Source organism: Streptomyces sp. NPDC051218, from assembly GCF_044455475.1.
In the GTDB taxonomy this organism is placed as follows: domain Bacteria; phylum Actinomycetota; class Actinomycetes; order Streptomycetales; family Streptomycetaceae; genus Streptomyces.
The window spans coordinates 341,657-354,822 of sequence record NZ_JBITEU010000008.1; the positions used below are offsets into that span (position 1 = coordinate 341,657).

Genomic DNA, 13,166 nt, shown 5'->3' on the forward strand with positions numbered 1-13,166 from the left:
GTCAACCACCTGCCGGTCCTAGAGAGTTGGACTTTTCCGATCGGCGTGGTCGATGTGTTCCAGTGCGAGACGAGCTGCCCCGATTGCGGTGGATTCCTCGCCGAGTACGGAGGTTTGGACGGTCGGCCGGTAGGGGCAGAGCTCGCCGAGCCGAGCCGCGAACGGCTCGCTGAGCAGGGCGCCCGCGCGGGAGATGCCGCCGCCGAGCACGACCGACTGCGGGTCGAGCACGGCGACGTGGCGGGCCAGGCTGTCGGCGAGACCTTCGGCGAAGGCACGCAGGGTGTACCTGGCGCCGCCGTCGCCCGCCGCGGCGGCGGTCACCACGGCGCGGGCGGCGTTCTCGCGGGTCGGCCTGTCCGCGCCGTCGTGCCCCGCGAACCAGTCGAGAAGCCGCTGGTAGCACCGCGCCCAGCCGTCCCCTGCGACCATCTCGCCCGCCGCGCCGTTGTGTCCGCGGTGCAGCGTGCCGCGGAGCCACAGGCCGATGCCGAGGCGGTTGCCGACGTAGAGGTACACGCAGTCGCCCGCTCCCACCGACACTCCCCCGGTGCACTCGGCGAGGGTCGCGAGCTGGATGTCGTTGCCCACGACGACGGGTCCGTGGGCCGGGTCGGCGAGTTCGCGGGTCAGGTCGACGCCCGTCCACTGGGGCAGCGAGTCGCTCTCCACCACCCGGCCCGCGGCATCCACCATGCCGCTGGTGCCGACGCCGGTCGCCAGCGGGCGCACATCCGCCGCGGCGGGTTGCGCGAGGCAGCCCGCGATCGCCTCGCGGACGGCGTCCAGGCGCCGGTCCGCCGGGAGTCCGGGCGTGACGGCGACGCGCTGGGTGGCCACGGTGCGGCCGAGCAGGTCGGCGGCGTGCACCAGGATCTTGTGCGCGCCGATGTCCACGCCGAGGACGTGGGCGGCCTCGGCCCGGAAGCGGAACCTGCGGGCCGGCCTGCCCACGCTGCCGCTGCCCGGCGTCAGCTCCACCAGGCGGCCCTCGCGCAGGAGCTGGGCCGTGAGGTCCTGGGCCGTGGGCCGTGACACCCCGATGAGCGTGGCCAGTTCGGGCACGGTCATCTCATCCCGCTCGCGCAGCACGCGCAGGGCGGCGGCCGCGTTCAGGCGGCGCAGCAGTGACGGGTCCCCGCTCATGTCTCCCCGATTCAAGGCGTCCCCCTTGACAGCGCGATCGGTTGATCTCCAGTGTGACCCGGAGCGATTGAGAAACTTACCTAATAAATAGCGCCCTTGGGGGAGCACAGATGGGTGAGACCGGTCATCCGGAGCTGGCATGCGGGATCGGCTCCTGGGACAGCGATGTCTACGGCAACCACCGCATTCTCGTACGAGCCGCCGCCACCGACAGCACGGCCCCGGCCGTGGCGGCCGAACTGCCGTGGCGGCGCCAGGACCCGGACCCCGCGGCGGTGGACGTGATCGTGGTCGGGCCCTCCGGGGAGCGCGTGCGCAACACCCTCGCCGTGGAGGTCACGGCCGCGGCGGGGCGCATCGCCTTCGAGCCGGTGGACGGCCCCGGAGCCTACGCCGTGCACTATCTCCCGTACGCGCATACGGGCAAGCCCTACTATCCGCAGGCCGCCTACCGGCCCCCGACGCGGACGGCGGACCCCGGCTGGGTGCACCGCTGCGGCCTGCACGAAGCCTTCGGGTGGGAGAAGCTGCCGCGCGCCGAGGCCTTCGGCTACGAGGCGGCGAGCGCGGTCGACTCCTTCGCGCCGCTCGGCTTCGCGGCGACGGACGACGAGCGCTGCCGTGTTCAACAGGCGCACGGCGACGAGCATTTCCTCCTCTTCGGCGAGGACCGCGCCCATCCGCTCGGCCGCTACGAACACCTCCCGGCCCGCTGGGCCCTGGCCACCCCCTTCGCTCCGCTCGACGTCACGGCCGACCGCGGGGAGTTCTACGCGGTGCAGGCCGGCGTGTACGCGCTCCAGGAGCTGGCGGACCTACGCGCCGAGATCCGTGGGCTTCCCTTCGCCGTACGGTGCCTCAGCACGGGCGGCGTCGACGCGCGCGGGCAGGCCTTCGAGCGGCACGTCTCGGTCAGCGAAGGGTGCGCGGGGGCGCTGTGGTTCGGCGTGGAGATTCCCGAGGACGCTCAATCCGGCCTGTACGAAGGGGAGATCGCCGTCCGCGCTTCAGGTGTCCCGGAGCGCGTACTGCCGCTGCGCCTCACCGTCGGGCAGGACGTCGTCACCGACCGCGGAGCCGGTGAACCGTGGCGGCTCGCGCGCCTCGGGTGGCTGGACTCGACGCTCGCGCAGGACGACGAACCGGTGGCGCCGTTCACCGCGGTCGAGACGGCGGCGGCCGAAGCGGGCGGGCAGCACCTGACGCTGCTCGGGCGCACGGTCGAGCTCGGCCCGGAAGGACTCCCCCGGCGGCTGGTCTCCACCTTCACGCCGACCGTCACGCGCGCCGACGGACCGCCCCGCGACCTGCTCGCCGCACCCGTCACCCTGGACATCGGCCGCCCACTGGAACACGGGCCGCTCAGCATGGAACGGCCGGGCCCGGCGCGGGTGCGCTGGTCGGCGCGGGCCGCGGGAGATGACGTACTCCTGCGTACCGAGGGCGAGTTGGAGGCCGACGGATTCCTCGTCGTGCGCGCCACCGTCGAGGCGACGGCCGACACCGAGCTCGACGTGACGCTGGACGTGCCGGTCCGCGAGGAGGTCGCGCGGTACGCGATGGGGCTCGGTCTGACGGGCCGATCGTGTCCGGCGGCGTTCGACTGGGAGTGGGACACGCCCACCCGCAACCAGGACGCGTTCTGGCTCGGCGACCCGGCGGCGGGACTTCAGCTGAGTCTGCGTGACGAGCATTACGCACGGCCGCTCAACACCAACTACTACCGCGAGAAGCCCCTGCGCACCCCGCGCTCCTGGGCGGGGGACGGGGCGGGCGGGGTGCGGCTGCGGACGAGCGAGGGGGTGCGTCGCCTCCGCGCCTTCAGCGGGCCGCTCGCGCTGCGCGCGGGCGAGAGCCGCTGCTTCGAGTTCCGGCTGCTCCTGACCCCGTTCAAGCCGCTCGACCCGGCGCGGCAACTGTCCGAGCGCTACTTCCACGCGTACGCATCGCCGACGGAGATCGCCGAGTACGGCGCGAACGTCGCCAATCTGCACCACGCCACGCCCCCCAACCCGTACATCAACGACCCGCTCCTCGGCGCGGACGCCCTGCGCTCCTACACCGAGGAGGCGCACCGGCTCGGCATCCAGGTCAAGGTGTACGACACGGTGCGCGAACTGACGCGCCACACACCGGAGTTGCCGGTGCTCGCCGCGCTGGGCGACGAGATCTTCGCGTCCGGGCCCGGGGGCGGGCACGCGTGGCTGCGGGAGCATCTGGGCCGGGACTACGTGCCCGGGTGGGTGGCTCCCGACGTGGGAGACGTCGCGGTGGTCACCTCCGGCGACTCGCGGTGGCACAACTCCTATGTGAGCGGCATCGAGCGGCTGCGGCGGGTCGTCGGCGTCGACGGGCTCTACCTCGACGACGTGGCGTACGACCGGACGACCATGAAGCGGGTCAGGAAGGCCCTCTCCGCATCCGGTGAGACGCCGCCGCTGGTCGACCTGCACTCCTGCAACCAGTACCGCGAGCCGGACGGTTTCGCCTCCAGTGCCAATCTCTACGCGGAGCTGCTGCCCTACGTCGACCGGCTCTGGCTGGGGGAGCTCTTCGACTACGACGGCGCGGACGGGTCAGCCGGCGCCGATCCCGCGTACTGGCTCGTCGAGATCTCGGGCATTCCCTTCGGTCTGATGGGCGAGATGCTGGAGGGCGGCGGGAATCCCTGGCGCGGTCTCGTCTTCGGGATGACCGCGCGGGCGCCCATGACGGACGTACGGCCCTTGTGGCGGGCCTTCGACCGACTCCGGCTCCCGGAGGCGGAGATGACGGGCTGGTGGGCCACGGTCGCGCCGCCGGTACGGACCGGGCGTGACGATGTCCTCGCCACCACGTGGGAGGGGCCCGGAGGGACCGTGACGGCGCTCGCCTCGTGGTCTTCCGAGCCCGTGGACGTCGTCCTCACCGCGGCCTCGGGGCCCGTCGCCGCGTACGCGCCCGCGATCGAGGGATTCCAGCCGGAGCGGGCATTCGCCGCGGGTGAGGCGGTGCGGGTGGAGCCGGGGCGGGGGTGGCTGGTGCGGATCGGGTGAGACGGCCTGAGGGGGTGTGGCCGGTTCCGTCCTCGGGCCGGCCACACCCGGCGGGCTCCGCCTGCGGGTGTGGCCGGTCGGCGAAGCCCGTGTTACTTGCCCATCACCAGGCCGTCCTTCTCCGCGCCCCGGCTCAGGACGATCCGGCGGATCCGGTCGCGGATGTCGGCGACGTCCTCGCCGTTGTCCAGCGCCGTGTTGAGGTTGGTCACGCGTCCCGTGCCCGTGTTGAACCACTGGGGGATGAACTCGGCCTTGTCGACCTTCCAGCGTCCGCCGGACGCCGCGGGCGGGGCGAAGGTGAAGCGGCCGATCGTGCCCTGGTTGCCGCGCGGGTCGTTCGCGCCCTCGTGGTTGATCATGTCGCCGGCGATCTGGTCGCCCATGCCGTAGATGACCCAGGTCCCGTTGACCTTCTCGTACGCCTGCGGGACGTGCGCGTGGGTGCCCAGGATGAGGTCGATGTCGGGGCGGCCGTGCGTGCGGGACGCCGTCAGCTGCTTGCCGAGGCTCAGCTGGCGGCTGTCCGGCTCGTCCTGCCACTCCGTGCCCCAGTGGACCGAGACGACGACCACGTCCGCGCCCGCCTTCCGCGCGTCGCGCGCGTCCGCGATGATCCGCTCGCGCTCCATGAGGTTGACCGTCCAGGGCTTGTCCTTGGGCAGCGGATAGCCGTTCGTGCCGTACGTGTACGCGAGCTGCGCCACTTTCGCGCCGCCCGCGCTCAGCCAGGCGGGGGACTTGCCCTCGGCGGACGTCCGGCCGGAGCCGGCGTGCTTGACGCCTGCCTTGTCGAGCGCGCCCAGCGTCCGGCTGACCCCCGCTTCGCCGTCGTCGAGTGTGTGGTTGGAGGCGGTGGAGCAGGAGTCGTAGCCGGTGGCCTTGAGGGCGCGGGCGATGTGGGGCGGCGACTTGAAGCTGGGGTAGCCGGTGTAGTCGCCGTCCTCGCCGTAGACCGTCTCCATGTGACAGATCGCCAGGTCCGCCTTGGACACGACGGGTTCGACCCCCTTGAGCATCGGCACGAAGTCGTAGCCGTCGCCGCCCGCGTCGGCGCTGGCCCTGTCGATGATCGAGGAGTGCGGGAGCACGTCCCCCGAGGCGACGAGCGTGAAGGGGCGCTGAGCGTCTTGGCCGCCGCCGGCCGCCGACGGTGCCGGGGGCGGAGCGTCCCGCTGACCGTCCCGGGCGCCTTCTTGGTGTCTTTCGCCCGGATGCTGTGGTTTCCGTTCCTGTCCGGGCTCCGTATTCGCCGTGCAGGCGGCGGTCGCGGCGAGAGTGGCTCCGATCATTACCGCGGCCAGCACGGCTTTTCTCTGCGGGGTGCGCTGCGTCATCGACCAGGCTCCATGAATGGGGGATATTCGGCGAAACGAATCCACATTCGGACAGACTGTCGAGTCAAGCAGCAATGCCGTCATAGTCCCCGAAAAGGACTTAAATCATCCGGCCATGTGACACGAAGAACACACCGGCTCCGACCTGCGACGAAACCGGAGCCTGGGTCAAGCCTCCGTAAAGCGCCTTGCTCAGGTACCCCTCCGGGTAATCGGCTGTCCTCATCCGTGTTCCGGATTGGGGGCCAGAGGCCGGCGACGCGCACGGATCGGAGGAAGGCGAGACGGGATGCTGCACGAGAGCCGAGGAAACGCGGAGGGCCCGAGTGATGGCGAACTGGCCGTGCCGATGGCGTGGTTGTACGCCGAGTACATCGCGGACGAATTACTGCGCACCGGCGATTTGATGCCGCCGACATCTTTCGAATACCGCGCGGGGCGTGACGCTCTGGCCCTGACCATTTTCCTTTCCGACACCAAGGGCGAGCTGTCGGGCATCCGGGTCGTCTCCCAGCTGGAGACCTGGCTGTCCCTGACCGCGTACGACCAGCCGTGGCAGGACTGGGTCGGCGAGCGGATGGCCACACTCACGGCGGACGCGCTCACCTCCGGCGAACCCGCGCCCGACCTGGCGCTCGCCGACCAGGCATGGCGATGGCTCGAGGAGACGGAGCTGCTCGCGCCCGATCTCGACGCGGTGCCCGGCGGGGGGGCACCGTGCGGTGAGGACGACGGGCCCAAGGTGTGGACGGCGGCCTGGCGCCTGGGGCTGCCACTCGGACATCTGGCGATCCATCTGTTCTGACGCCACGGCAGGGACGCTCCGGCAGCGCGGCCGAGGCGTTTGAAGGACCGCGCGCGTGTTCGCGTCCGGCGTCTTGAGTGTTTCGGCGGTCCGCTGCGTACGGGAGGGCAGGAACCACCCCCGTTCGGCTCTCCCCCGCCGGACTCGCCCCTGCCCGAATCGTCACGCAAGGAACGCCATGAGGTCCCTGGAGCGGCATCGCGACGCCGGCGCCTACGCGCTCGGTGTGCTCGACGCGGCGGACACCTTCCGCTTTGACGACCACCTCATGGACTGCCCCGACTGCCGGGCCCTGGTCGCGGAACTCGGCCCGACAGCCCAGCAGTTGGCCGCCTATGACCGACTCACGCCGTCGCACGTCGAACCGCTGGCCGTGCCGAGTCCGGGTCTCGCGGGCCGGTTGCTCGCCGACGCCGGGCGGCTGCGCAGGGCCGGGCGCAGGCGGTGGCTGTGCGCGGTCGCGGCAAGCGTCGCACTGGCGCTCGCGGCGCCCGCCACGGCGTTTCTGCGGGCCGACGGGCCGGGGCCGGAACAGCTCTCCGCCCGCGACGGCCGTACGGGCGTCTCGGCGACCCTGACCGCGCGGGGCCGCGACTGGGGCACGGACATCGGGCTCCGTATCCGCGACCCGGAGGGCGCCCACGTCTGCGAGCTCGTCGCCGTCGGCACCGACGGCTCCGAGCAGACGGTGACGACGTGGAAGGTGCCCGCGGGCGAGGCGTCCGCCGAGCTGTCCACCCGGGGCGGCGCGGCGCTGCCCCGCGACGACATCGCCCGCTACGAGGTGCGCACGACGGACGGACGGCGACTGCTGACCTTGCGGCGCCCCTGAGCAGCCCCACGCGCCGTGAACTCCCGTACGCTCCCGGCTACTTCAGCAGTCGCGACATCCGCCGGTCCGCCAGCGGCTTCCCGCCCGTCTGGCAGGTGGGGCAGTACTGCAGCGAGGAGTCGCTGAAGGAGACCTCGCGGATGGTGTCGCCGCACACGGGGCACGGTTCGCCGGCGCGGCCGTGGACGCGCAGGCCGCTCTTCTTCTCCGCCTTGAGACGGCCCGCCGCCACACCGTGCGAGCGCTCCACGGCCTCGGTCAGCGTGGCCCGCAGCGCCGCGTACAGCCCATGGACCTCCTTCTTCGTGAGGCTCGACGTGAGCTTGAACGGGGACATGCGGGCCGCGTGCAGGATCTCGTCGCTGTACGCGTTCCCGACGCCCGCGATCAGGGTCTGGTCCCGCAACGCCCCCTTGATCTGCCTGCGTTCGTCCGACAGGAGACCGGCGAAACGGTCCTCGTCGAAGTCCGCGGCCAGCGGATCGGGGCCGAGGCGGGCGATGCCCGGGATCTCCTGCGGTGCGTCCGTCACGTACACCGCGAGGCGTTTCTGTGTGCCCGCCTCCGTCAGGTCGAATCCCTCCCCGGTCTCCAGGGCGACGCGCAGCGCGAGGGGGCCCTTGCCGGGGCGTGGCGTGCCGTCGGGGAGGTGGTCCTTCCAGTGCAGCCAGCCCGCGCGGGCGAGGTGGGTGACCAGATGCAGGCCGTCGGCGTCGAGGTCCAGGAACTTGCCGTGGCGCGCGACAGCCGTGACGGTGCGCCCTTCGAGGGCACCGAGCGGCGGGTCGTACGTCTTGAGGACGCTGATCGCCACGGGCAGCACCCGGACGATCTCGTGGCCGACGAGGTGATCGGTGAGGAAGGCGCGCAGCGCCTCGACCTCGGGGAGTTCCGGCATCCACTCGCTCCTAACCCTGGCTTTCCCGCGCGGGCACGATGAACTCGCACCACACGCTCTTGCCGCCGCCGCGCGACTCGACACCCCACCCGTCCGCGAGCATGTCCACCAGCATCAACCCCCGGCCCGATACTCCCGATTCCCCCGCCTCGCGGCGGCGCGGCAGTGCGCTCGACGAGTCCTCGACCTCCACGCGCAGCCGCCGGTCGGTGCCGCTGACCACCCGCAGGGTCACGACCGCCGCGCCGTCGGTGTGCATCAGCGCGTTGGTGATCACCTCGTCCGCCACCAGCTCGATGTCGTCGGCGCGGTCCCGGGCGCCCCAGGCGCGCACCGCGGCCCGGATCATGTGCCGGGCCTCGGCGAGGGCCTCCGGGTCGCCGGGGCCCACATGCTGCTGGAGGCGGCCGCCGGACCGGGGGGCGTCGACCGGGCGGCGGCGCAGGAGGAGCAGCGCCGCGTCGTCCTCGCCGCCGCGCTCGTCCGCGATCTCGCAGAGCCGGTCCGCGAGTTGCTGAAGGTCGCTCGGCCCCGAGCAGGCGAGTTCGCCCAGGGCCCGCAGGCCGTCGTCGAGGTCGACGCCCGGCTCCTCGACGAGGCCGTCGGTGAAGAGCAACAGGGTCTGGCCCGCGTCGAGTTCGAAGGTGGTGACCGGGTATTCGAGCCGGCCGAACTCGGCCGAGAGGCCCAGCGGGAGCCCTCCGTCGACCGGCACCCTGCGGCAGCTTCCGTCGGTTTGCTGGAGGAGCGGGTCGATGTGACCGGCCCGCACCAGTTGGACCACGCCCGACGTCAGGTCGGCCTCGGCATAGAGGCAGGTGGCGAAGCGTTCGGTGTCCAGCTCGTGCAGGAAGCCCGAGGCGCGGGCCATGACGGTGGCGGGCGTGTGCCCCTCGGCGGCGTAGGCGCGCAGCACGATGCGCAACTGGCCCATGACGGCCGCCGCGTGGGTGTCATGGCCCTGTACGTCGCCGATGACCGCCCCGACCCGGCCACCCGGCAGCGGGATCACGTCGTACCAGTCGCCGCCGATGTCCCGGCCGAGCGCCGCCGAACGGTAGCGGACCGCGATGTCGGCGCCGGGTACGCCGGGGATGGTGCGCGGCAGCATCGCCTGCTGGAGGCCCTGGGCGAGGTCCTTCTCCTGCTCGTAGAACATGGCGCGCTGGAGGCTCTGCGCGATGCCGCTGCCGAGCGCGACGAGGACGTTGCGTTCCTCCTCGGTGAAGCCGGTCTTGTCCTGGTAGAGCAGGCCGAGCACACCGATCGGCCTGGCCTGCGCGATCAGCGGCAGATACGCGGCCGCCGTGATGCCAAGCTCGTCTATGTGCGGCCACAGCTCCGGGTACGAGGCCGCGAACTCGGCCGCCGTCTCGATGAAGCGCGGCGAGAGCGTGCGCACGGCGTCGCTCATCGGAAACCGCTCGTCGATCCGTGTGAACTTGGTGCCCGGCACGAAGCTGCCCACGGGCCCTTCCGCGACCAGCCGGATCCGCCCGGCCTCGACCAGGCCCATGACCAGGTTCGACGCGCCCAGGTGCGCGAGGCCGTTGGTGTCCTTGAGTACGTCGATGACGTCACGGACGGTGCGCGCGTGCGCGAGGGCCGCCGTGGTGCCCTGCACGATGCTCGTACGGCGGCGCCTGTCCTCCTCCTCGTCGGCGCGCTGATGCCGGGCCGTGCTGTCGCCCAGTTCCTGGGTGGCGTCGCGGACGATGCCCACGATGCGGCGCGGCCGGCCCGTTGCGTCACGCTGGATGAATCCTTGGGTATGGGTCCAGCGGAGTCCGCCGTCGCGCAGCCGGATGCGGAAGTAGATGCCGTAGGTCCGGCTGCCGTCCTTGAGGGCGTGCGAGACGTAGGCGTCGAGGCGGTGCGACTCCACCGGTGGGACGCGGACGGCGAGGCTCGTCGGGTGGCCGTCGTACTCACCGGCCCGCAGGTCGAAGACCTCCTGGCCGGAGGCGTCGAGGTGCATCAGGCCGCTGTCGAGGTCCCAGTCGAAGCAGCCTGTGTGGTTGAGGGCCAGGATCGACCGTGGATGCGCTGGCCAGTCGTCCGGCAGTGACGTGGGCGTCATGACACTTCATGATTCTTCGCTGTCGGGCCCGAGCGCGCACGCTCAGCCGCTCGGCACGGGCGTGGGGCAGCCCGGCGGGATGTCCGTCGGGACGCCGGTGGGCGGCTCCGCGCCGGTGACGGGAGGGAGCGTGGGGCAGTCCGTGGAGGTGGCGTCCCGGTCGCTGGGCGAGTCGCTGTCACTCGGGGTGTCGCTGTCGCTCGGAGTGTCACTGTCACTGGGCGAGTCGCTGTCGCTGGGCGAGTCACTGTCGTCGGGGTCGCTCGGGGACGACGTGCTCGGGGTGGGCGTACTCGGAGTGGGCGTGCTGGGGGTCGGCGTGCTCGGGGTGGGCGTGCTGGGGGTCGGCGTGGTCGGGGTCGGTGTCGGAGGGGGCACGGTGTGGTCATGGCGGCCGTGCTTGTCCCCGACCTTCCGCTCGATCCAGGTGTTGTCGACGATGTTCACGATGGTGATGTTCACGATGATCTTCGGGGCCGGAGTCACCACCACGACCTGCGCCGGGCGGTAGCCGGACCACTGCTTGCCCTGGTGGCTCGGGGTGCCCTTGAGCGCGACCGGCGGCTTCAGCGGGTTTCCGCAGGCGCACCGCACGCGCGGCAGCCCTCGGTTGTCGACGAGGACCGCGGTGCCGGTCTGCAGCACGGACTGGTAGCTGGTGGCGCCGCCGTCGCGATAGCCGTGGTTGGTGACGCGGGTGTCGGCCCGCAGCGCGACAGGCGTCAGGCCGCGCAGGAAGCCGGGGATGCCGGCCTGGGAGACGCCCGAGACCTGGGCGAAGGCGCGGCTCTTGCCCTGGTCGGCGCTGAGGAAACGGACCTGGGCGTCGACGTCGCAGCTGGCGAGGGAACGCGTGCCGCCGTACAGGCCTGGCGTACCGCCCGAGAGGGAGCGCACGCCTTGGGCCGTGGGCGATGAGGTTCCGGTCGGCGAGGGCTGCGGCGAACGGGTGACGGGCGAGGGGCTCGCCGTGGCTGTAGCAGTGGAGTCGGTGAACGGATCGGGCCCCTGTGCGGCAACCGGCTGCATGAACAGCTCGGAGCCACCGTCAGCGGTGTCCTCCCCGCCACCGCCGGAGCATCCCGCGACGGCGACGGCCACGGATATCGCGAACACCGCCGCATGGTTCCTGGCGAGCCTGATAGGCACACGCACAGCGCTCTCCCGCCTGTCGTCGGGCGCTTCCGCCCCATTCTCTGAGCCAGCCGGAGCGGGTGCGCAAGGCGGGAGAGTGCCGGTGCGTCCGGGGAGCGAGCAGGGAAGGGCGGCCGGGGCGTGAGCTGGGAGATGGCCCGTGAGTCCCCGGGGCAGATCGGGAAACGGCCTTGAGCGTCCAAGCAGCAAACCCGGGGGGAGCCGGTTGGGGGCGCGGCCCGGAAGCGGCGCGTCTGTCCGCGGCCCGAGCCGGGAGACGGCCCGCGCACCCGCTGCGCAAACCGGGAAGGGAGCCTGGCCCGTTTGGGCACGAACGGGGCGACCGCCTGTGCGTCCGGGGCGCGAGGCGGGAGGCAGCCGGGGTGTCCGCAGCGCTGGCCGGGAAGCGCGGCCCCGTGCGGGCACCCTCGCGAGCCGGGGAGGGAGCGTGGCTGGGTTGGGCGCAAGATGGGCTTGTGGATTGGTTCTCAGGGGATCAGTACTGGCTCGGGCGCCTCGTGTTTCAGCGGGGCCTCGCCGCGCTCTATCTCGTCGCGTTCCTGGGCGCCGCGCTGCAGTTCCGTGCGCTGATCGGGGAGCGCGGCATGCTGCCCGTGCCGCGCTACGTCGAGCGTGTGCCGTTCCGCCGGGCGCCGAGCCTCTTCCAGCTGCACTACTCGGACCGCTTCTTCGCGCTCGTCGCGTGGTCCGGCTGCGCCTGCGCCCTCGCGCTGCTCGCGGGCGTCGACGGGCTCCTGCCCCTGTGGGGCGGCATGCTGCTCTGGCTCGTGCCGTGGGTCCTCTACCTCTCGATCGTGAACGTGGGACAGACCTGGTACGGCTTCGGCTGGGAGTCGCTGCTCCTGGAGGTCGGCTTTCTCGCCGTCTTCCTTGGCAATGGCGACACGGCGCCGCCGGTGCTCATCCTCCTGCTGCTGCGCTGGGTGCTGTTCCGCGTCGAGTTCGGCGCCGGGCTGATCAAGATGCGCGGCGACGCCTGCTGGCGCAAGCTCACCTGCCTGTACTTCCACCACGAGACACAGCCGATGCCGGGCCCGCTGAGCTGGTTCTTCCACCATCTGCCCAAACCCGTCCACCGGGCGGAGGTCGCGGCGAACCACTTCACCCAACTCGTCGTACCCGTCCTGCTGTTCACCCCGCAGCCGATCGCGACGGCCGCCGCCTGCCTGATGATCGCCACCCAGCTGTGGCTCGTCCTGTCCGGCAACTTCGCCTGGCTGAACTGGCTGACGATCGTGCTCGCCGTGTCCGTCGTGGACTTCGGCGGCGCGGGAGCGCCGTCCACGGCCACGCCCGCTCCCCCGCTCTGGTACGAGGTGGTCGTCATCGCGGTGACCGCACTGATCCTGGGGCTGAGTTACCGTCCGGCGCGCAATCTCTTCACGCGCGGGCAGATCATGAACTACTCCTTCGACCCGCTCCATCTCGTCAACGCGTACGGCGCGTTCGGCAGCGTCAGCCGCGTCCGGCAGGAGGTCGTCATCGAGGGCACTGCGGACACGACGCCACGCCAGGAGTCGGAGTGGCAGGAGTACGGGTTCAGGGGCAAGCCGGGCGATGTGCGCCGCCGACCGCGGCAGTTCGCCCCCTACCATCTGCGGCTCGACTGGATGATGTGGTTCGCGGCACTCTCCCCCGCCTACGCGCGCTCGTGGTTCGGCCCACTGGTGGAGCGGCTCCTGGACGGCGACCGGGACACGCTGCGGCTGCTGCGGCACGTCCCGTTCCCGCAGGACGCGCCTCCCGCGTACATCCGCGCCCGGCTCTACCGCTACCGCTACACGACTTGGCGCGAGCTGCGGGAGACGGGCGCCTACTGGGAGCGGACATACGTCCGGGAGTTCCTGCCGCCGACGCGGGTGTCATCGCCCCGGTGAG

At 71.9% G+C, this 13,166-nt stretch carries 9 protein-coding genes; 4 read left to right on the forward strand and 5 right to left on the reverse strand.

The window, feature by feature from the left end:
* Positions 1-18 precede the first annotated feature (18 nt).
* Complete coding sequence (locus ACIBCK_RS25050; RefSeq protein ID WP_399393669.1) at positions 19-1,146, reverse strand: ROK family protein; 1,128 nt, start codon at positions 1,144-1,146, stop codon at positions 19-21.
* A gap of 110 nt (positions 1,147-1,256) precedes the next feature.
* Here ACIBCK_RS25050 and ACIBCK_RS25055 point away from each other — a divergent pair, with 110 nt between their 5' ends.
* On the forward strand, positions 1,257-4,181 hold the full coding sequence (locus ACIBCK_RS25055; protein ID WP_399393671.1) for a glycoside hydrolase domain-containing protein: 2,925 nt from the start codon (positions 1,257-1,259) through the stop codon (positions 4,179-4,181).
* A 92-nt stretch (positions 4,182-4,273) separates the two neighbouring features.
* Here the strand turns inward: ACIBCK_RS25055 and ACIBCK_RS25060 are convergent, their stop codons facing one another.
* Positions 4,274-5,518 (reverse strand): CapA family protein, encoded by a 1,245-nt coding sequence (locus ACIBCK_RS25060; protein ID WP_399393673.1) that lies wholly within the window; start codon positions 5,516-5,518, stop codon positions 4,274-4,276.
* A 289-nt stretch (positions 5,519-5,807) separates the two neighbouring features.
* On the opposite strand from ACIBCK_RS25060, the gene ACIBCK_RS25065 reads away from it, so the two are divergent.
* Both ACIBCK_RS25065 and ACIBCK_RS25070 read left to right on the forward strand, forming a co-directional pair.
* A complete protein-coding gene (locus ACIBCK_RS25065; RefSeq protein WP_399393675.1) occupies positions 5,808-6,323 on the forward strand; it encodes a hypothetical protein in 516 nt (171 codons plus the stop codon).
* 178 nt (positions 6,324-6,501) lie between these two features.
* Positions 6,502-7,155: a zf-HC2 domain-containing protein gene (locus ACIBCK_RS25070; protein WP_399393677.1), complete on the forward strand. Its 654-nt coding sequence runs from the start codon at positions 6,502-6,504 to the stop codon at positions 7,153-7,155.
* Between the two features lie 37 nt (positions 7,156-7,192).
* Here ACIBCK_RS25070 and ACIBCK_RS25075 read toward each other — a convergent pair whose 3' ends face one another.
* The 3 genes from ACIBCK_RS25075 to ACIBCK_RS25085 are packed head-to-tail and all read right to left on the reverse strand — an operon-like array spanning position 7,193 to position 11,249.
* Positions 7,193-8,053 carry an Fpg/Nei family DNA glycosylase gene (locus tag ACIBCK_RS25075; RefSeq protein ID WP_399393679.1) on the reverse strand — a complete coding sequence of 287 codons (861 nt, stop codon included), beginning with the start codon at positions 8,051-8,053 and terminating at the stop codon, positions 7,193-7,195.
* Positions 8,054-8,063: 10 nt separating this feature from the next.
* Complete coding sequence (locus tag ACIBCK_RS25080; RefSeq protein WP_399393681.1) at positions 8,064-10,133, reverse strand: SpoIIE family protein phosphatase; 2,070 nt, start codon at positions 10,131-10,133, stop codon at positions 8,064-8,066.
* A 42-nt stretch (positions 10,134-10,175) separates the two neighbouring features.
* Entirely contained in the window at positions 10,176-11,249 is a 1,074-nt protein-coding gene (locus ACIBCK_RS25085; protein ID WP_399393683.1) for a DUF6777 domain-containing protein, read from the reverse strand.
* A gap of 494 nt (positions 11,250-11,743) precedes the next feature.
* Between ACIBCK_RS25085 and ACIBCK_RS25090 the strand changes: the two genes are divergently transcribed.
* Positions 11,744-13,165 carry a lipase maturation factor family protein gene (locus tag ACIBCK_RS25090; RefSeq protein ID WP_399393685.1) on the forward strand — a complete coding sequence of 474 codons (1,422 nt, stop codon included), beginning with the start codon at positions 11,744-11,746 and terminating at the stop codon, positions 13,163-13,165.
* The last annotated feature ends 1 nt before the right edge of the window (position 13,166 follow it).

Excerpts from the sequence above, each read along its gene's own strand:
- ACIBCK_RS25050 (WP_399393669.1), bottom strand. The coding sequence starts at position 1,146 with ATGAGCGGGGACCCGTCACTGCTGCGCCGCCTGAACGCGGCCGCCGCC.
- ACIBCK_RS25055 (WP_399393671.1), top strand. The coding sequence starts at position 1,257 with ATGGGTGAGACCGGTCATCCGGAGCTGGCATGCGGGATCGGCTCCTGG.
- ACIBCK_RS25060 (WP_399393673.1), bottom strand. The coding sequence starts at position 5,518 with ATGACGCAGCGCACCCCGCAGAGAAAAGCCGTGCTGGCCGCGGTAATG.
- ACIBCK_RS25065 (WP_399393675.1), top strand. The coding sequence starts at position 5,808 with ATGCTGCACGAGAGCCGAGGAAACGCGGAGGGCCCGAGTGATGGCGAA.
- ACIBCK_RS25070 (WP_399393677.1), top strand. The coding sequence starts at position 6,502 with ATGAGGTCCCTGGAGCGGCATCGCGACGCCGGCGCCTACGCGCTCGGT.
- ACIBCK_RS25075 (WP_399393679.1), bottom strand. The coding sequence starts at position 8,053 with ATGCCGGAACTCCCCGAGGTCGAGGCGCTGCGCGCCTTCCTCACCGAT.
- ACIBCK_RS25080 (WP_399393681.1), bottom strand. The coding sequence starts at position 10,133 with ATGACGCCCACGTCACTGCCGGACGACTGGCCAGCGCATCCACGGTCG.